The sequence below is a fragment of the Isoptericola jiangsuensis genome (assembly GCF_048320105.1).
Lineage (GTDB): Bacteria > Actinomycetota > Actinomycetes > Actinomycetales > Cellulomonadaceae > Isoptericola > Isoptericola jiangsuensis_A.
The window spans coordinates 1,118,030-1,135,775 of sequence record NZ_CP182942.1 but is presented as its reverse complement, the minus strand read 5'-3'; the positions used below and the strand labels follow the sequence as shown (position 1 = coordinate 1,135,775).

Sequence of the window (17,746 nt, the reverse complement as noted above, 5' to 3'; positions counted from 1 at the left end):
CGGACCCGAAAGGGGGACTCCCTGCATGACTACCCGATGGCTCAAGCCACTGGTCGGACGCCCAGGGCCGTTCGCGACGGTCTACCTCGATGCCACCCGCTCGGCCCAGGCCGGCGACAAGGACGTGGCCAACCGATGGCGTGCCGTACGGCGCGCGCTGGAGAAGCAAGGGGCGCCGACGACGGTGCTCGACGAGCTGGACGAGGCGGTGAGCGTGCCGACCCGCGGGCCAGGCACCCATGGCCGCGTCCTCATCGCGGACGACAGCGGCGTGCTGGTCGACCGGCTGCTGCGTGAACCGCCGGCCGTCACCGCCGGCGTCTGGCACGAGGTCCCCTCCCTGATGCAGGCGGCGCGCTCCGCCGACGAGTCGGTCGACGCGCTGTGCGTCACCGTCGACCGGGTGGGGGCGGACTTCTGCGCCGTCGACGCCGACGGGCGCACGGCGAGCGCGGTGGAGAGCTTCGACGGTCCGCACGACGAGGTCTCCAAAGCGTCGAGCACGAGCGTCAAGCGCGCCACCATCGAGTCGCGCGCGGAGGACTCGTGGCGTGGCAACGCCGAGGCCGTCGCTGCCGAGATCGAGCGCAGGCTGGCCGAGCACAGGCCGGAGGTCGTGCTGATCAGCGGCGACGTGCGCGCGTTGCGCCTCGTGCGCGGGGCGCTGGGGCAGGAGGCCGAACGCCTCGTCGTGGAGGTCCCCGGCGGTGGTCGTGGACCGGGAATCCATCAGGGTGCGTTCGCCGAGGCGCTGGCCGACGCGATCGACTCCTACCGGGGGCGTCGCAGCGAGCTCGTCCTCGCCGAGCTCCGCCAGGGTCTCGGACGGGAGGACGGCGCGGTCACCAGCATCGACGACGTCGTCCAGGTTCTCGCCCGCGGCCAGGTCAAGCACCTGGTCCTGTCGGAGGAGCTGGCGGACGCCGCCTCGCTCGCGCTGCAGCGCTGGGCGTCCGGGGACGACGAGGGTCCCGGCTTCGCCGGCCTGCTCGACGGACGCAACCTGTGGATCGGGCCCGCCCCGATGGACATCGCGGTCGCGCGCGCAGAGCTGACGGGCCGGGGCGTCACCGACGGGCTCCAGGAGCTCCCGGCGGCGTCGGCGCTCATGCGAGCGGCCCTCGCCCAGGACGCCGAGCTGACCTTCGCCCCGACGGGGTCGGTCGAGCTCATGGACGGTGTCGGGGCGACCCTGCGGTGGTCCGACGGCGGTACCCCGCACGAGTCCGCGGCGTCGATGAGCGGTGACGGGCGACGCCTGCGGGCCGTCTGACCCCGGGCTGCCCGGCAGACGCGCCGAGGGCGGCGGGAGGACGATTCCTCCCGCCGCCCTCGGCGTGTGCGAGCGGTTGCCGGGAGCGGTTCAGGCGCGCGGCTGCTTGACCGGCGGTTCGCCGAGCTCGTGCTCGACGACGACGATCCCGCCCTGCACGTCCGGGTCGCCCTGTCCGTCGCTCGCCTCGACGAGGTCGAGCGGACCGGTGACCCGGCCGGCGCCGCGGACGTCCTCGACGGCGGACCGCACGCCCGGCAGCATGGTGGCGGGCACGGCCACCGTGGCGGCCAGGATCGGCGTCTTCATCGAGACCTTGGCGGCCGACTTCAGCTTGCGCAGCGCGGCCAGGGCGTTGCCGGCGGCGGTGAGGCCCTGAGGGGCGGCCCCGCCGGCCGCGGAGCGCAGGGGCTCCGCCGTCGGCCACTCGGCCCGGTGCACCGAGCCGGTGCGCCACCAGGACCAGACCTCCTCGGTCGCGAACGGCAGGAACGGCGCCAGGAGGCGCAGCATGACGTCGAGCGCGACCGCCAGGGCGGTGCGTGCCGACACCGTCTCGGCGGAGAGGTCGTCGGCGGAGGCGCCCGCACCGTAGGCGCGGTCCTTGACGAGCTCGAGGTAGTCGTCGCAGAACGCCCAGAAGTAGGACTCGGTGACCTCGAGCGCCCGCGTGTGGTCGTAGGCGTCGAACGCGGCCGTGGCCTGGTCGACGACGTCCGCGAGGCCTGCGAGCATCGCCCGGTCGAGCTCGGCGGTGACGGCCGCCGGGTCCAGCACGATCTCGCCGGCACCGGTGGTGGGGTCGACGCCGAACGTGAGGGCGAACTTGGAGGCGTTGAGCACCTTGATCGCCAGGCGTCGACCGATCTTCATCTGGCCGACCTCGAACGCCGCGTCCGTGCCGAGGCGAGCGGCGGCCGCCCAGTAGCGCACGGCGTCCGACCCGTGCTCGACGAGCAGGTCCATGGGCGTGACGACGTTGCCCTTCGACTTGGACATCTTCTTGCGGTCCGGGTCGAGGATCCAGCCGCTGATCGCGGCGTTCTTCCACGGCAGCACGCCGCACTCGAGGTGCGAGCGCACCACGGAGGAGAACAGCCAGGTGCGGATGATGTCCTGGCCCTGGGGGCGCAGGTCCATCGGGTAGACGCGCTCGAACAGGTCGGCGTCGCGCTCCCAGCCGGACACGATCAGGGGGCTCAGCGAGGACGTGGCCCACGTGTCCATGACGTCGGCGTCGCCGACGAAGCCCCCGGGTGCGCCCCGCTGGGACTCGTCGTAGCCGGCCGGGGCCTGCGACGTCGGGTCGACGGGCAGCTCGGACTCGGCTGGCAGGATCACCTGGTCGTGGTCGACGGCGCCGTGCTCGTCCACGCCGTACCAGACCGGCACGGCCACACCGAAGAAGCGCTGGCGCGAGATCAGCCAGTCGCCGTTGAGTCCGCCGACCCAGTTGTCGTAGCGCACGCGCATGAAGTCGGGGTGGAACCCGAGCTCCTTGCCGCGGCCCAGCAGCTCGTCCTTGAGGTCGCGCTCCTCCCAGGAGCGACCGCCGTTGCGGATGTACCACTGGCGGGAGGTGACGATCTCGAGGGGCTTGTCGCCCTTCTCGTAGAAGTTCGTCATGCGCTGGGTGGACCTGGGCTCCCCGTCGAGGTCGCCCGAGGCGCGCAGCGCGTCGACGACGGCGGTACGGGCGCTGAACGCCGTCCTGCCGGCCAGCGACTCGGCGTACAGGCCGGAGCCCGGCCCTTCGGCGATCCAGGCGGGCGTCTCGCGGGAGAGGCGGCCGTCGCGCTGGATCACCGAGCGGGTGGGCAGCTGCAGCTCGCGCCACCACTGGACGTCGGTGAGGTCGCCGAACGTGCAGCACATGGCGATGCCGGCGCCCTTGTCCATGGCGGCCGCGGGGTGCGCGAGCACGGGCACCTCGACGCCGAACAGGGGCGAGACCACCGTGGTGCCGAACAGGTCCTGGTAGCGCTCGTCGTCCGGGTGGGCGATGAGCGCGACGACGGCGGGGATGAGCTCGGGGCGCGTCGTCTCGATGTGGACCGGTTCGCCGCCGGGGCGGTGGAACGCCACCCGGTGGTAGAAGCCGGGGTACTCGCGGGCCTCGAGCTCCGCCTGGGCGACCGCCGTCTGGAACGTGACGTCCCAGAGGCCGGGGGCCTCGGCCTGGTAGGCCTCGCCGCGGGCGAGGTTGCGCAGGAAGGCGCGCTGGGAGGCGGCACGCGAGGTGGCGTCGATCGTCTGGTACGTCTGCGACCAGTCGACGCTGAGCCCGAGCCTGCGCCACAGCTCCTCGAACTGGCGCTCGTCGTCGGCGGTGAGGCGCTCGCACAGCTCGATGAAGTTGCGTCGGCTGACGGGCACCTGGTCACCGGGCTTGACGTTCTTGCCGTCGGTGCCCTGGTGCGGGGGCTCGAAGCCCTCGACGTAGCCCAGGGAGGGGTCGCAGCGCACCCCGAAGTAGTTCTGCACGCGACGCTCGGTGGGCAGGCCGTTGTCGTCCCACCCCATGGGGTAGAAGACCTCCTTGCCCTGCATGCGCTGGTAGCGCGCGACGACGTCGGTGTGGGTGTAGCTGAAGACGTGCCCGACGTGCAGGGAGCCGGAGACCGTCGGGGGCGGGGTGTCGATCGAGTACACCTCGTCGCGGGTCCTGGTGCGGTCGAAGGTGAAGGTGCCCTCGGCGGCCCAGCGCTCGTCGAACTTCGCCTCGAGGCCCTCGGTCGTGACCCGGTCCGGTACCCCTCGGACCACCGCGCGCACGACGTCGGCGGTTACCCGGCCGGACGTGGTGGCTGCTGCGGGGGTCTGCTCGGGCGCCTGGTGCGCCGCGGGGTTCGGGAAGTCGCTCATGGTCAGCCATTGTCCCAGATCGACGACCTGCCTCCACCACGGTCCCGCACCGCGAAATCCTCTGACTATGATCAGCAAGATGATCGACCAAGGAGCTGCGCCCGTGAACCCCGCGACCCCCGTGCTGCCCGAGCAGACGGACGTCGTGCGACGGTTCAACCGGAGCTACACCCAGCGCGTCGGGGTGCTCGAGGACTCGTTCCTCGGGCTCGGCATGCCGCTCGGCACCGCGCGACTGCTCTACGAGATCGGCCTCGAACCCTGCACCACCCGAGACCTGCGGGCGCGCCTCGACCTCGACTCCGGCTACCTGAGCCGGTTGCTGCGCAGGCTCGAGTCCGACGCGCTGGTGACCGTCGAGCCCGACCCGGCCGACCGCCGTCGCCGTCGCGTCGGCCTCACCGCGGCGGGGAGCCGGGCCTGGGAGGAGCTCGAACGCCGCTCCGACGACCGCGCCCGGGACCTCGTGGCCCCCTTGACGGACCGGCAGCGTGCCCGCCTCGCCGCCGCGCTCGCCGAGGCCGACCTGCTCGTGCGGGCGGCCACGGTGGCCGTCGCGACGACGGACCCGGCCTCTCCGCTCGCCCGACAGGCCGTCGAGGCGTACTTCGAGGAGGTCGGGGCCCGGATCGGCGACGCGGGAGAGTTCGACGTCGTCGGCGCGCTCGACGCCGACGCGCGCAACCTCGTCGCGCCCCACGGGGCCTTCGTGGTCGCGAGCTCCGGCGGTCGGCCCGTGGCGTGCGGGGGAGTGCAGTCCCTCGGCGGCGGCGTCGGGGAGATCAAGCGGATGTGGGTGGACGGCACGTGGCGCGGCGCGGGGCTCGGCTCTCGGCTCCTGCGCCACCTCGAGTCGGTCGCCCGCGACCTCGGCCACACCGAGGTGCGGCTGGACACCCACGGTGCGCTCGTCGAGGCGGTCGAGATGTACGAGCGTGCGGGCTACCGGGAGGTGGACCGCTACAACGACAACCCGCACGCGACGCACTTCTTCGCCAAGCGGCTCCGGCGAGACCCGACCTGAGACGGTGGGTCGGAGGCAACGTTCCCCTCCGCGGCCCGCGGGGCGGGGATAGGCTCGGTCTCATGGCCTCTGATCTCACCGTCGGCTACGCCGCGATGCTCGAGCAGTTCCACCCCACCGACGTCGTGGAGTACTCCGCGTACGCCGAGGAGCACGGCTTCTCCGGCGTCATGGCGGCCGACCACTTCCAGCCGTGGGTACCCCAGCAGGGCGAGGCGGCGTTCGTCTGGAACGTGCTCACCGCGCTCGGCGAACGCACGCGCGGCGACCTGGGGCCGGGCGTGACCTGCCCGTCCTTCCGGTTCCACCCCGCGATGGTGGCGCAGGCGTCGGCGACGCTCGCCGCGATGTACCCGGGGCGGCACTGGCTCGGGCTCGGCTCCGGCGAGGCCCTGAACGAGCACGTCACGGCCGGCTACTGGCCGGAGGCCCCGGAGCGCATCAACCGCATGTTCGAGGCGATCGACGTCATCAAGAAGCTCTTCGCCTCCGGACTGGACGGCAAGGAGGTCAAGCACTCCGGGCAGTTCTTCAAGATGGAGTCCACGCGGCTGTGGACCATGCCGGAGGTCGCCCCGGAGATCCTCGTCGCCACGGCCGGGCCGATCACCGCCAAGCGGGCGGGCAAGCACGCCGACGGCCTCATCACGGTGGGTGCGCCGCTGGAGAAGATCGAGATGCTGTTCGGCCGGTTCGACGCCGGCGTCAAGGAGTCCGGCCGCGACCCCGAGGGCATGCCCAAGGTGCTCCAGGTGCACATGTCGTGGGCCGAGACCGACGAGGAGGCGCTCACGAACGCGATGACCGAGTGGCCGAACGGCGGCATGAAGTTCCCCAAGGCCGACATCCGCTCGCCGCACGACTTCGCGCAGATGGCCAAGCTCGTGCGAGCCGAGGACTTCGAGGGCCGCATGGTGATCTCCGCCGACCCCGACGAGCACCGCGCCGCGATCCAGAAGTACGTCGACCTCGGCTTCGACCGCATCTACCTGCACAACGTGGGGCGCAACCAGAAGGAGTGGATCGAGGTCTTCGGTCGCGAGGTGCTGCCGAAGCTGGTCCGGTGACGGGCGGGCCCACCGGAGCGTCCGACGGCGGCACGGGCGTCCTGGACGGCGCCCGGCTCACGCTGTGGGCGCCGTCAGGGCTGGGGGAGGTGCGGCCCGGGGACGACCTGGCGGGCCTCGTGGGCGACCTGCTCGCCGTCGACGCGGCGTCGCACGACGCGCTCGCGGAGGGCGACGTCGTCGTCGTCACGTCGAAGATCGTCTCCAAGGCGGAGGGGCGCGTCGTCGCCGCGGCCGACCGTGAGCAGGCGATCACCGACGAGACCGTGCGGGTCGTGGCCACCCGTCCACGTCCGGGCGGCCTGCCGCCGCTGCGCATCGTCGAGAACCGCCTCGGTCTGGTCATGGCGGCCGCCGGGGTGGACGCCTCCAACACCCCCGAGGGCACCGTGCTCCTGCTGCCGGTCGACCCCGACGCCTCCGCCCGGGTGCTGCGCGCCGCGTGGCGCGCGCGCTTCGGGATCGACCGTCTCGGCGTCGTCGTCACGGACACGGCCGGTCGCCCGTGGCGCGACGGCGTGACCGACGTCGCGATCGGCGCGGCCGGGATCTCCGTCGTCGACGACCTCCGGGGCGGTGTCGACTCCCACGGCCGTCCGATCTCCGTGACCGTGACGGCCGTGGCCGACGAGATCGCGGGTGCCTCCGAGCTGGTGCGGGGCAAGGCGACCGGTCGCGCGGTCGCCGTCGTGCGCGGCGTCGGGCGATTCGTGTTCGCCGGGGACGACGCCGGGGCCGGGGCACGCACGCTCGTGCGGACCGGGGCCGACGACCTCTTTCGCGAAGGATCGGCCGAGGCGTACGCACGGGGCGTGGCGGCGGGTGCGGCAGGCGCCGGGAAAGACGTCGACCTCGCGGCCGGCCGTCCCTAGCGTCGTCCTCGTGGACAGGGACGGACGGATCGAGCACCGACGCCGTGGCGACCGCGAGCACGTCGGGGGGATCCGGCCCGACGGCGTGGGCCGGGTCGCGCCGTCGCTCCTCGGTGAGGACCGCACCGGCCCGGTGGACGGCTCGCGGCCGAGCAGGTCCGAGAGGGCGAGCAGGACGCCGTCGGTGGTTACCGCTACCGTCACGGGGTGAAGATCGCCGCAGGGCGGGAGGAGACGAGATGACACAGCACGCGACCAGCGTCGCCGGGGACCACGTCGGGTTCGACAGGTACGGACAGGGACCGGCCGTGGTGTTCGTCGCCGGTGCGGGACCCGACCGGGCGACCGACCCGGTCACGACCCGCACCGCCGAGCTCGTCGCCGAGCAGGGGTTCACGACCGTGGTGTACGACCGGCTCGGGCGCGGGGACAGTCCCGCCGAGGGTGTTCTCGACCTCGGTCGGGAGATCTCCGCGCTGGGCGCCGTCATCGACGTCGCCGGGCTGCCGGCGGTGCTCGTCGGGCACTCCTCGGGGTGCGCCATCGCGCTGGCTGCGGCCGACGCCGAGCAGCCGGTCGCCGGCCTGCTGCTCTGGGAGGCGCCGCTCGCGGGGAACCTGGCGGACGTCGAGGAGTGGATCGGCGAGTTCGAGCGTCGCCTGGACGCCGAGGACTTCCTGGGCGCCACCGAGCAGTACATGAAGGACATGCCGCCGCAGTGGCTCGCCCAGCTCAAGGCCTCGCCCGACGTCGAGATGCTCGCGCGGACGTCGGTCAGCAAGCGCGCGGACGGTCAGGCGCTGGTCCGCGCGACGGAGCTGCTCGAGACGGGAGCGCTGCGCGAGCTCGCGGTGCCCGTCCTGGCCACCTACGGCTCCGAGACGTTCCCCGAGATGCCGGTCGCGGCCGCACGCATCGCCGAGACCGCCACGCGCGGCAGCGTCGAGGAGGTCGCCGGGGCGCAGCACTCCTGGGATCCGGAGGCGATGGCGGACCGCATCGTCCGGTTCGCGCGCGACGAGCTCTGACGCTCACGCACCGACGAGGCCGTCTCAGCGACCGGCGCCCGGCGCCGGTTCGTCGTGCCCGCCGTCGTGCCCGCCGTCGTGCCCGCCGTCGTGCCCCTCGTCGTCCGGCGTCGGGGCAGCGCCCGTTTCGGGAGCGGCTGAGGGCCCGGCATCGTCCGGCGCGGCGGCGTGCGCGGCGTCGCCCGCTGCCGGCGGCCCGTCCTCGGGCACGTCGTCGCCCGACAACCAGCGCAGCCAGTGGTTGGCCGGGTCGCCCTCCAGGACGAGGGCGCGCACGAGCAGGGTGAGCGGGATCGACAGGATCGCGCCCAGGGGACCGATGATGAACGTCCAGAAGACGACCGACACGAAGCTGAGCGTCAACGACAGGGACACGGCGTCGGAGACGAACTTCGGCTGGACGAACACCTGCAGCACCACGTTGACCACGCAGTAGACGGCCACGACCGCCAGCGCCAGCTGCCAGCCCCCGGCGACGAACGCCATGACGGCCGGGGGCACGAGCCCCAGCACGAAGCCGATGTTGGGCACGAAGTTGGTGACGAACGCCAGGATCGCCCAGATGGCCGCGCCGGGCACGGAGAGCAGGGCCAGCGCGATGCCGTCGATGACGGCGACGACGGCACCGAACGTCGCGTTGACGACGTAGTAGCGGCGCACGCCCGAGCTGAACCGGACCGATCGGTCGATCGCTCCCGCGTGCGTGGAGCCGAACCGCTCGGTGGCCGTGGCGTAGCGGGCACCGTCGGCGGCCATGAACACCGCGTAGGCCAGCACGAAGAAGAACGCCGTGCCGATGCTGAGGGCGGCGGTGCTGACCGACCCGGCGATGGACACGATGTTGGAGGGCTGCAGCCAGGTCGTGGCGGCGTCGGCGATCTGCGAGTCGATGCCCACCGCGGCGAGCTGGTCCTGGATCTCGGACACCGAGGCGGAGAGCTGGGGCAGGAACTCGCGCACGAGCGCAGCGAAGCGGAACCCGGCCCACACGCCCATCGCGAGCAGCGCCGCCAGGATGAGGTACGCCACCACGATGACCGCCGTGGTCGCCGCCCACCGGGGCCAGCCGTGCGCCATGAGGGGGAAGCGCACGGGGTGGCAGATGATGATGATGACCGCGGCGAGGAAGAGCGGCGCGATGACCTCGGCGGCCGCGTGCATCCCGGCCAGCACGATCACCGAGCAGCCCAGGACGAGCAGGGTCCGGGCGGCGGGGGAGAGCACCGGAGCAGGGCCCCCGGCCGGCGCGGTCGGTCCCGTGGGCGTGGTGCGCGAGGTGCTGGTCGTCGTCACGCTGGAACCCTAGCCGTGGGGCCCGGCGACCTGCCCGTCGCCGCGCCGCGCGCGGGTCTATGCTGCGAGGGTCCGACGGCGGAGACGAGGTGGGCACGTGCGCGGTGACGTGGTGCGGTACGACGCGGCGAGGGGGTACGCGTTCGTGGCGGCGGACGAGCTCGGGGAGGACGTGTTCCTCCACGTCAACGACCTCGACTTCGACAAGGCGCTGATGGCGGTGGGCACGGTGGTCGACTTCGACCACGAGGACGGCGAGCGGGGTCCGCGCGCCACCCGCGCCGCGCTGGTGTCCTCCCCGGTCGCGGACGCAGTGCAGGCGGCGCTCGGAAGCGGTCCGACGACGGGTGGCACGGCAGAGCCTGCGCCTCACCACACCGGCCGCGACACCGGCCGCGACACCGGCCAGGACAGCGGCCACGACGGCTTCGCGGACGTGCTCTCGGCGGCCGAGCTGCGCACGGAGGTCACCGAACGGCTGCTCGCCTCCGCGGGTGACCTCACAGGCCGTCAGGTGCTCGCCGTCCGGGCCGCCGTGGAGCAGATCGCGCGGTCCCACGGCTGGCTGGACGCCTGACGCCCAGGGCCTGACCGGTGCAGGTCGAACCGGGGTGGGGGCTCGCGGCGGCGCTCGTCGCGCTGGTCGTCGTCGCGGTGGTGGTGTCCGCCGTCGGCCGGCTGCGCCAGGAACGTCAGATCGCCTCGGCCGCGGCGCGCGCCGTCGTGCAGCTCGCCGCCGTCTCGTTGGTCATCGCCGCCGCGCTGGCGTCGTGGTGGTGGTCGGCGCTGGTGGTCCTGGTCATGGTGGGGGTCGCCGTGGCGACCGCCGCCCGCCGCACCGGCGCGGGTCGGGCCTGGCCCTGGGTGGCCCTGGCGATGCTGACCGGCCTGCTCCCGGTGCTCACCGTCGTGTTCCTCAGCGGCGCGGTGCCGTGGCAGCCGGCGGCGCTGGTGCCGGTGGCGGGCATCGTCATCGGGGGCACGATGACGGCGCTGTCCCTCGCGGGCCGACGTGCGTTCGCCGGTCTGCGCGAGGAGCGCGGCGCCTACGAGGCAGGTCTGAGCATCGGGCTGCCACGGGCCGAGGCCGTCGGGCTCGTCGTCGACCGGCGCCTGCCCGAGGCGCTCCTGCCCGGGATGGACCAGACCCGCACGGTGGGCCTGGTGACCCTGCCGGGCGCGTTCATCGGAGTCATGCTCGGCGGGGGCAGCCCCGTCCAGGCGGGCGCCGCCCAGGTGCTGGTGCTGTGCGCGCTGCTGGCCGCGCAGACCATCGTGGTCAGCGTCGTCGGACGGCTCGTGCGTGCGGGCCGGCTGCTGCCGGCCGACCTGCGCCACGACCTGCCGCGGTGAGCTACATCCACTTCTTCCAGCGGAAGACGCCGTAGAGGCCGGCGCTGACGGCGAGCATGAGCAGCAGCGCGAACGGGTAGCCCCACGTGGCGTGCAGCTCGGGCATGAGGTCGAAGTTCATGCCGTAGACGGCGCCCACCAGGGTCGGCGCGAAGAGGATGGCCGCCCAGCCGGAGATCTTCTTGACGTCCTCGCCCTGCCTGATCGACACCTCGGTCAGGTGCGTCATCTCCTCGTTCTGGCGCTGCGCCACCAGGGTCGCGTTCACGGTGAGGATGTCGCGCAGCGCGACGCGGAACGTCTCGACGGACTCGGCGACCTCGGTGAGGTGGTCGGCGACGTCGCGCAGGTAGGCCTGCATCTCGTCGTCGACGCGGTACTTCTCCGCCCCCTTGGCGAGCGACTGGCACACGTTCTGCAGGGGACGCACGGCCCGCTGGAAGTCGACGACCTCCCGGGACAGCTCGTAGATGCGCCGCGAGACGTGGGCGTCGCCTGAGAAGACCTCACCCTCGATCTGGTCGATGTCGAAGTCGAGGCCGGACACGACGGGCGCGTAGTCGTCGACGATGCGGTCCATGATCGCGTAGAGGACGGCCTCCGGCCCCCGCGCCAGCATCTGCGGCGTCGACTCGAGGCGGGCGCGCACGGCCGCCAGGTCGGGGGAGTCGCCGTGCCGGACGGTGACGACGAAGTCCGGGCCGATGAACACGTGCAGCTCGGAGAACTCCACCTCCTCGACGGAGTCGAGGTAGCGGGCCGCGTGCAGCACCACGAACAGCGTGTCGCCGTACCGTTCGATCTTGGGTCGCTGGTGGGCCTGGATGGCGTCCTCGACGGCCAGGGGGTGCAGGTCGAACTCCCGGGCGAGGGCCGCGAGCTCGCGCTCGTCGGGTCGTTCCAGGCCGATCCACGCCATCGCGCCGGGCTGGGAGCGCAGCGCGCGGAACGTGTCGGCCAGGCGGGTGAAACCGGCGGTGCGGTGGCCCGACTCGTCGTAGACGGCGGCCGCCACGATCGCCGAGCGCGACCTGGTCGGTGCGGGCGCGGGCGTCGGCGCGGCGTCCCCGCCGACGCCCGGGCGCCGGGGGCGCAGGGCGTCGAGCATCTGACGGGTGCGGACGGAACGGTTGGAGCTGAAGGCCATGAGGACTCCCCGGCGTGCAGGAACGGTGGTCTGCGTGCTGGTCTCCGCGAGGTCCGGTGCGCTCGGCGGCGCCCGGGCGACGGTGTGCGTCGTCCTGGGCGCGGGCAAAGGGGGTGGCGTGAACCGGGTCAGTCGCGGGTCCGACTACTGGGAGGTTCGCTGCGGGACACGGGCGATACCTCCTTCGTGGTCGGTGCGGGGCCGCCCACATCGTACTCCGCGTCCGGCGATCATCACGATTGGGCCACGACGGGTACCCGGGCGTAGCGTCCCGCCGTGACCACGACCCGGCTCCGGGCGACGACGCTCGCGTGCACCCTGTTCCTGCTCGTCCTGGCCGCGCTGTCGGTCTGGACGGTGCTGCCCCCGAGCCCGCAGGGCTCCGACGCGCCCGCCACGGACTTCTCCGCCGAGCGCGCCTTCGACGTCGTCGAGGCCGTCGGGACCGAGGTGCACCCCCACGGCACCCCGGCGAACGACGAGGTGCGCGACCACCTCGTGCAGCGCCTCGAGGAGCTGGGCCTGGCGCCCGAGGTGGTCGACGGCGTCGGGATGTACGGCGCGCTCGGGTCGCAGAGCCGGGTGGCCGCGACCCGGAACGTCGTGGCGACCGTCCCGGGCACCGACCCGACGAAGCCGCTGTTCCTGATGGCCCACTACGACTCCGCCGAGGTGTCCTACGGCGGCAACGACGACGGCGCGGGACTGGCGACCATCCTGGAGTCCGTGCGAGCCCTGGGCGAAGGACCCGCGCTGCGCAACGACGTCGTCGTCGTGCTCACCGACGCCGAGGAGGCGTGCCTGTGCGGCGCCGAGGCGTTCGCCGGGGCCGACCCGCGGGCCGCCGACGGGGGAGTGGTGCTGAACTTCGAGGCACGCGGCTCCGGTGGGCCGGCGATCATGTTCGAGACCTCCGACGGCAACGCCGACCTGGTGGCCGCCTACGCGGACGTGCCCTACCCGGTGGGGAGCTCGCTCGCCGTCGAGGTGTACCGGATCCTGCCGAACGACACCGACTTCTCGCCGTTCCTCGACGACCCCGAGGGCCGGTTCACCGGCCTCAACACGGCCTACATCGACGGGTCCGCCGCCTACCACTCCCCGCAGGACACCCCAGATCGCATGTCGCTCGGCTCCCTGCAGCACCACGGCTCCAACGCGCTCGCGCTCGTGCGCACGCTCGGCGACGCGGACCTCGCCGCGCTCTCCGCGCCGTCGTCGACGGACGCGACCTACTTCCCCCTGCCCGGCCGGATGCTCGCCACCTACCCCGGATGGCTGGTCTGGCCCCTCGCGCTCGGCGCGCTCGGGGCGGTCGGGGCGCTCGCCGTCCTGGTGGTGCGGCGCCGGTCCGACGACGGCACCCGCCTCGTGAGCCCCGGGCGCCTCGCGCTCGGCATCGTCTCGGCCCTGCTGCCGCTGGTCGGCGCGGTGCTCGGCGCCATGGGCCTGTGGTGGCTCATGGTCGCCGTGCGGCCCGGCTACGGCGAGCTGATCGACCCGTGGCGCCCGTGGGCCTTCCGGGTCGCGCTCCTGGGGATCGTCGCGCTGGTCGTCACGGGCTGGTTCGTCGGGCTGCGTCGTCGGCTCGGCGTGGCGGCGCTGGCCGTCGGGGCGCTGACCTGGTTGGCGGTGCTGGGCGTCGTGCTCGCCCTCGCCGCACCCGGCGGGTCCTACCTGGCGGCCCTGCCCGCGCTCGCCGGCGCCGTCGCAGGGATCGTCGCGCCGGGTCGGGGCGCGGTGGGCCGGACCGTCGCCGTCACCGCCGGGACCGCCGTCGGCGTCGTGGTGCTCACCCCCGTGCTGATGCTGTTCTTCCCGGCGCTGGGACTGGCGACCGGCGCCGCACCCGCCGTGGTCGCCGCGCTCCTCGGACTGGCCCTGGTCCCCGTGCTGGCGGTGGCGCTCGGTCGCCGTGCCGGGCGGTGGGTGGTCGGCGCGTGCGGTGCCCTGACCGTCGGGGCCCTGGTGGTCGGGTTCGCCGTCGACACGTTCGACGCCGAGCACCCGCAGCCGACGGCGCTCGGCTACGCGCTCGACGCCGACACCGGCGACGCGTGGTGGGTGTCGGACGAGGTCGCGCCCGGCGACTGGACGTCGCAGTACGTCGACGGTCGCTCCGCCCTGTCGCCGCAGTTCCCGCCCCTGCACGACGACGTGTGGGTGGGGACCGCCGAGGTCGCCGACCTGCCGGCACCCGTGGTCGAGGCCGTCGACGACACGACGGCCGGCGAGGAGCGGACCCTCACGCTGCGGATCCGACCCGGTGACGGGGAGATCGGCACGGCCGGCGCCCTGCGCTACGTGGACGTCAGCGGTGCACCGATGGCGCCCGGCACGGTGCGGTCCGCGACCGTCGCCGGGCGGGAGGTGCCCGTCGAACCCGCAGGGGTCCTCGACACCCGGTACTACGCTCCGGGCGCGGACGGCGTCGAGGTGACCGTGACCGTCCCGGCCGGGTCCGACGTCGAGCTCCGCGTGGTGGCGGCCGGTGGCGGACTCGACGGGCTGCCAGGTTTCGTCGAGCGCCCGGCCGGTGTCGGCGTGGCGGGCTCGCACACGGCGGAGCTGGTGCTGGTCGGCACGACGGTGGTGCTCTGAGGCTGTCGCGCCCTGCCGCCGGAGGGGTCGGTGCACGGTGTCCACGACGTCGTCGTGACACCTTCACACCGATCCGCTGGCGCGGCACCGACCCTGCTGCAACGCTGCAGGGCATGGCCATCGACCTGTCGAACCCCCGAGAGCCCCTCGCCCTCGTCGCCACCACCGTCGACTCCGTCGAGGTGGCGCAGGACCTGGCCACCGAGGCGGTGAGCAAGAGGTTCGCCGCCTGCGCCCAGGTCGACTCGCCGATCACCAGCACCTACTGGTGGCAGGGAGAGGTCGTCACCACCACCGAGGTCCGGCTGACGTTCAAGACGACCGCCGGGCGGGCACCGGACCTGGAGGAGTGGATCGTCGTCCGGCACCCGTACGACGTGCCGGAGGTGCTGCGCACCCTCGTCAAGGCTGCCGGCTCCGGCTACCAGACCTGGGTGCGGGCCGAGGTGCGGTAGGTCCGGCCCGGCAGGCTGCGTGCCACCGGCACCAGGACGCCGACCTCGAGACAGTGGTAGCGCCCAGGGCAACGATCCGGCAGTCCGGCGCGACCCAACCTGCCCTGGTACGGCAGCGTCCTCGGAGCGACGTGGCCGGGCAGTGCACGGACACCCACGAACCGCTGCGGTCGTGGTGGTGACGCGAGCGACGCCGAGGGTGGCGTCGCTCGCGCAGGCTCAGCCGAGGCGGGCGTTCAGCACGATCTCGTCGCCGACGTCCAGGGTGACGTCCGTGAGCCGCACCCCGGGCGGGAGGGCGTCGGCCAGGTCGACGCGTCGTCCGGCGGCCTCCTCGATCCGGCCGCGCATCGCGGCGAGCATCGCCGCCACGATCGGGTTGCCGCTGGAGATCTTCACGTGATCGACGGTCAGCACCATCTGCCGGTCGATCGACGCGGCGGCCGAAGCGGTGACCTTCGCGGACAGGAACATGCCCTTCTTGATCGACGCGACGACCTCGATGCGGGCGTCCCGCGGGCCGGTCTGGTCGATGTGAAGGTCGAAGTCCGTGAGCTGCAGCCCGCTGCTGCTCAGCGCGACGGCGAGCAGCCCCTGCACGGTGCCGGCGAGGCCCGCCCGGGACGTCGCGGCACGCGCGTGCCCGGTGACGGGCGTGGCGTTCGTCGGCTTGATCAGCTCGGCGCCGAGCAGGCCGTCGTCGGTCGTCACCCAGGCGAAGCGCAGGCCGGACAGCTCGGCTGCCAGATCGACGGGGAGGTCGACGGCGGTCAGCGGGTGCGCGTCCAGGCGCAGCGTCCGCAGGACGGCGGCGTCGCGCTCCTCGATCTGCGGGCTCCAGGGCGTGGGTGCCGTCTGGTCGGCGGGCGGGACGCCGACGGCGACCCCGGTCAGGTCGATGTCGAGGGTCGCGAGGTCGGAGCCGTCGAGCACGGGCATGATCTTGGCGGCGTCGAGGCCCTGGACCTGCTCGCCGGAGAGCGCGACCAGCGCGTCCCGCAGACGGTTGGCGAGCTCGTGGTCCGAGTCGGGGCGCGGCGCGGGGCCGAGAGGGAGCAGTGCGTCCATGGTGCCCGAGCCTAGCGGCCGGCGCCGGGGTCGAGGCTCACTCCCGTGCCAGGGGGGTGTGGTCCGGGTCTACCTGCTCACCGGGTGACGGTGGTCCCGGGGGTGTGCCCCCGCCCCACGGGTCGCCACCGAGCGCCTCGCGCCCGTGCGCCGTCGTCCAGCCCGACAGGTCCGGGCCCGCCGGCACGATGCCGGTCGGGTTGATGTCGCGGTGCACCACGTAGTAGTGCTCCTTGATCTGGGCGAAGTCGACCGTGTCGCCGAAACCGGGGAGCTGGAACAGGTCTCGCGCGTACGCCCACAGCACGGGCATCTCGGTGAGCTTGGTCCGGTTGCACTTGAAGTGGCCGTGGTAGACGGCGTCGAACCGCACCAGCGTGGTGAAGAGCCGCACGTCCGCCTCGGTGATCGCGTCCCCCATCAGGAAGCGGCGGTCTGCGAGCCGCTCGGTCAGCCAGTCCAGCGCGACGAAGAGGCGGGCGTAGGCGTCGTCGTACGCCTCCTGGGACCCGGCGAACCCGCAGCGGTAGACGCCGTTGTTGACCTCCGTGAAGACGCGCTGCACGACGGCGTCCATCTCGGCGCGCTGCTCGGGGTCGTCGGGCAGGAGCCGCGGCGCCCCGCGCCGGTGGTGCTCCGACCACTCGGTCGACAGGTCGAGCGTCATCTGCGCGAAGTCGTTGGTCACCACCGCGCCGTCGCGGGTGTCGACGATGGCCGGCACCGTGATCCCGCGGGGGTAGTCGGGCTCGCGCCGGAAGTACGCCTCCTGCAGCCGTTCCACACCGAGCACCGGGTCCTTGCCGCCGGGGTCGAGGTCGAACGTCCAGCTGCGCTCGTCGTGCGTGGGTCCCGCCAGCGCCAGGCTGATCGCGTCCTCCAGGCCGAGGAGCCGTCGCACGATGATCGCGCGGTTCGCCCACGGGCACGCGCGCGCCGCCACGAGCCGGTACCGGCCCGTCTCGACGGGGTAGCCGTCGGCGCCGTCGCGCGTGATCCGGGTCGACAGGTACCGCTGGTCGCGCACGTACTCCTTGCCCTCGACCGAGTAGGTCCCGCCCCGGGAGTGCTCGGGCCGTTCGGTGGCCGGTGCGTCGTTCATCGTGCCTCCTTGGCGGCGGCCTTGGCCGCCTTCTTGAACGCCCGGACCTCCTGGAGCGACTCGGCGCTGGTGACGTCCGCGATGGAGCGCCGCGATCCCTCGTCGCCGTAGTGGCCGGCCGCCTCGCGCCACCCCTGCGGCTCGACGCCGCGCTGCTTGCCCAGCAGCGCGAGGAAGATCTGCGCCTTCTGCGCCCCGAACCCGGGCAGCGCGTTGAGCCGCCTGCGCACCTCCGCCCCTGTCGGCGCGCCGCCGTCGGGGCCCGCGCCCGTCCAGATCCTGGTCACGTCGCCGTCGTACTCGTCCACGACGGCGCGCGCGACGGCCTGGACCCGCCCCGCCATCGAGCGACCGTAGCGGTGGATCGCCGGGGGAGTGGTCGCCATGGTGACGAACTCGTCCGGGTCGGCGTCGGCGATCGCGTGCGGATCGAGCGTCCCGAACCGGTCGACGATCTTGCGCGGCCCGGCGAACGCGTGCTCCATCGGGTACTGCTGGTCGAGCAGCATGCCGATGAGCAGAGCGAACGGGTCGTCGCCGAGCAGCTTGTCCGTCGCGTCGTCACCGGTGATCCACAGGTCGGTTGCCATGGCACCAT

The 17,746-nt window shown here is 73.3% G+C and carries 15 protein-coding genes; 9 read left to right on the top strand and 6 right to left on the bottom strand.

All coding sequences use genetic code 11. The features are described 5' to 3' along the window. Window positions 1–25 precede the first annotated feature (25 nt). On the top strand, window positions 26–1,273 hold the full coding sequence (locus ACNHYB_RS05370; protein ID WP_418277375.1) for a hypothetical protein: 1,248 nt from the start codon (window positions 26–28) through the stop codon (window positions 1,271–1,273). Between the two features lie 90 nt (window positions 1,274–1,363). Here the strand turns inward: ACNHYB_RS05370 and valS are convergent, their stop codons facing one another. Next, a complete protein-coding gene (valS, locus tag ACNHYB_RS05365) occupies window positions 1,364–4,138 on the bottom strand; it encodes a valine--tRNA ligase (protein ID WP_418277373.1) in 2,775 nt (924 codons plus the stop codon). A gap of 103 nt (window positions 4,139–4,241) precedes the next feature. On the opposite strand from valS, the gene ACNHYB_RS05360 reads away from it, so the two are divergent. The 4 genes from ACNHYB_RS05360 (at window position 4,242) to ACNHYB_RS05345 (ending at window position 8,129) form a co-directional block, all read left to right on the top strand. After that, the gene (locus ACNHYB_RS05360) at window positions 4,242–5,162 is read left to right on the top strand and encodes a bifunctional helix-turn-helix transcriptional regulator/GNAT family N-acetyltransferase (RefSeq protein WP_418277372.1); all 921 of its coding nucleotides are present in this window, start codon (window positions 4,242–4,244) and stop codon (window positions 5,160–5,162) included. A gap of 62 nt (window positions 5,163–5,224) precedes the next feature. Continuing rightward, the gene (locus ACNHYB_RS05355; RefSeq protein WP_418277371.1) at window positions 5,225–6,229 is read left to right on the top strand and encodes a TIGR03557 family F420-dependent LLM class oxidoreductase; all 1,005 of its coding nucleotides are present in this window, start codon (window positions 5,225–5,227) and stop codon (window positions 6,227–6,229) included. Next, window positions 6,226–7,101, top strand: a complete 876-nt coding sequence (gene cofE, locus ACNHYB_RS05350) for a coenzyme F420-0:L-glutamate ligase (protein ID WP_418277370.1) — start codon at window positions 6,226–6,228, stop codon at window positions 7,099–7,101. Before ACNHYB_RS05355 ends, cofE begins: the two co-directional genes overlap by 4 nt. 239 nt (window positions 7,102–7,340) lie before the next feature. Next, window positions 7,341–8,129 carry an alpha/beta fold hydrolase gene (locus ACNHYB_RS05345; protein WP_418277369.1) on the top strand — a complete coding sequence of 263 codons (789 nt, stop codon included), beginning with the start codon at window positions 7,341–7,343 and terminating at the stop codon, window positions 8,127–8,129. A gap of 24 nt (window positions 8,130–8,153) precedes the next feature. On the opposite strand, the gene ACNHYB_RS05340 is transcribed toward ACNHYB_RS05345, so the two are convergent. Next, a complete protein-coding gene (locus ACNHYB_RS05340) occupies window positions 8,154–9,422 on the bottom strand; it encodes an AI-2E family transporter (protein ID WP_418277368.1) in 1,269 nt (422 codons plus the stop codon). 97 nt (window positions 9,423–9,519) lie between these two features. Between ACNHYB_RS05340 and ACNHYB_RS05335 the strand changes: the two genes are divergently transcribed. Then, window positions 9,520–9,999 (top strand): cold-shock protein, encoded by a 480-nt coding sequence (locus tag ACNHYB_RS05335; protein WP_418277366.1) that lies wholly within the window; start codon window positions 9,520–9,522, stop codon window positions 9,997–9,999. 17 nt (window positions 10,000–10,016) lie between these two features. Beyond that, window positions 10,017–10,775: an ABC transporter permease gene (locus ACNHYB_RS05330; protein WP_418277365.1), complete on the top strand. Its 759-nt coding sequence runs from the start codon at window positions 10,017–10,019 to the stop codon at window positions 10,773–10,775. A 1-nt stretch (window position 10,776) separates the two neighbouring features. Here ACNHYB_RS05330 and corA read toward each other — a convergent pair whose 3' ends face one another. Continuing rightward, a complete protein-coding gene (gene corA / locus ACNHYB_RS05325) occupies window positions 10,777–11,922 on the bottom strand; it encodes a magnesium/cobalt transporter CorA (RefSeq protein WP_418277364.1) in 1,146 nt (381 codons plus the stop codon). 276 nt (window positions 11,923–12,198) lie between these two features. Here corA and ACNHYB_RS05320 point away from each other — a divergent pair, with 276 nt between their 5' ends. Together ACNHYB_RS05320 and cutA are read left to right on the top strand one after the other, a co-directional pair. Beyond that, the gene (locus ACNHYB_RS05320) at window positions 12,199–14,523 is read left to right on the top strand and encodes a M28 family peptidase (RefSeq protein WP_418277363.1); all 2,325 of its coding nucleotides are present in this window, start codon (window positions 12,199–12,201) and stop codon (window positions 14,521–14,523) included. A 113-nt stretch (window positions 14,524–14,636) separates the two neighbouring features. Further along, on the top strand, window positions 14,637–14,978 hold the full coding sequence (gene cutA, locus ACNHYB_RS05315; RefSeq protein ID WP_418277362.1) for a divalent-cation tolerance protein CutA: 342 nt from the start codon (window positions 14,637–14,639) through the stop codon (window positions 14,976–14,978). A gap of 219 nt (window positions 14,979–15,197) precedes the next feature. Here cutA and ACNHYB_RS05310 read toward each other — a convergent pair whose 3' ends face one another. The 3 genes from ACNHYB_RS05310 to ACNHYB_RS05300 are packed head-to-tail and all read right to left on the bottom strand — an operon-like array spanning window position 15,198 to window position 17,738. Further along, window positions 15,198–16,046, bottom strand: coding sequence for a hypothetical protein (locus tag ACNHYB_RS05310; RefSeq protein WP_418277361.1), 849 nt, complete (start codon window positions 16,044–16,046; stop codon window positions 15,198–15,200). A gap of 37 nt (window positions 16,047–16,083) precedes the next feature. After that, the gene (locus ACNHYB_RS05305; protein WP_418277360.1) at window positions 16,084–17,148 is read right to left on the bottom strand and encodes a glutathione S-transferase family protein; all 1,065 of its coding nucleotides are present in this window, start codon (window positions 17,146–17,148) and stop codon (window positions 16,084–16,086) included. Further along, the gene (locus ACNHYB_RS05300) at window positions 17,145–17,738 is read right to left on the bottom strand and encodes an HhH-GPD-type base excision DNA repair protein (RefSeq protein ID WP_418277359.1); all 594 of its coding nucleotides are present in this window, start codon (window positions 17,736–17,738) and stop codon (window positions 17,145–17,147) included. Before ACNHYB_RS05300 ends, ACNHYB_RS05305 begins: the two co-directional genes overlap by 4 nt. Window positions 17,739–17,746: the final 8 nt, after the last annotated feature.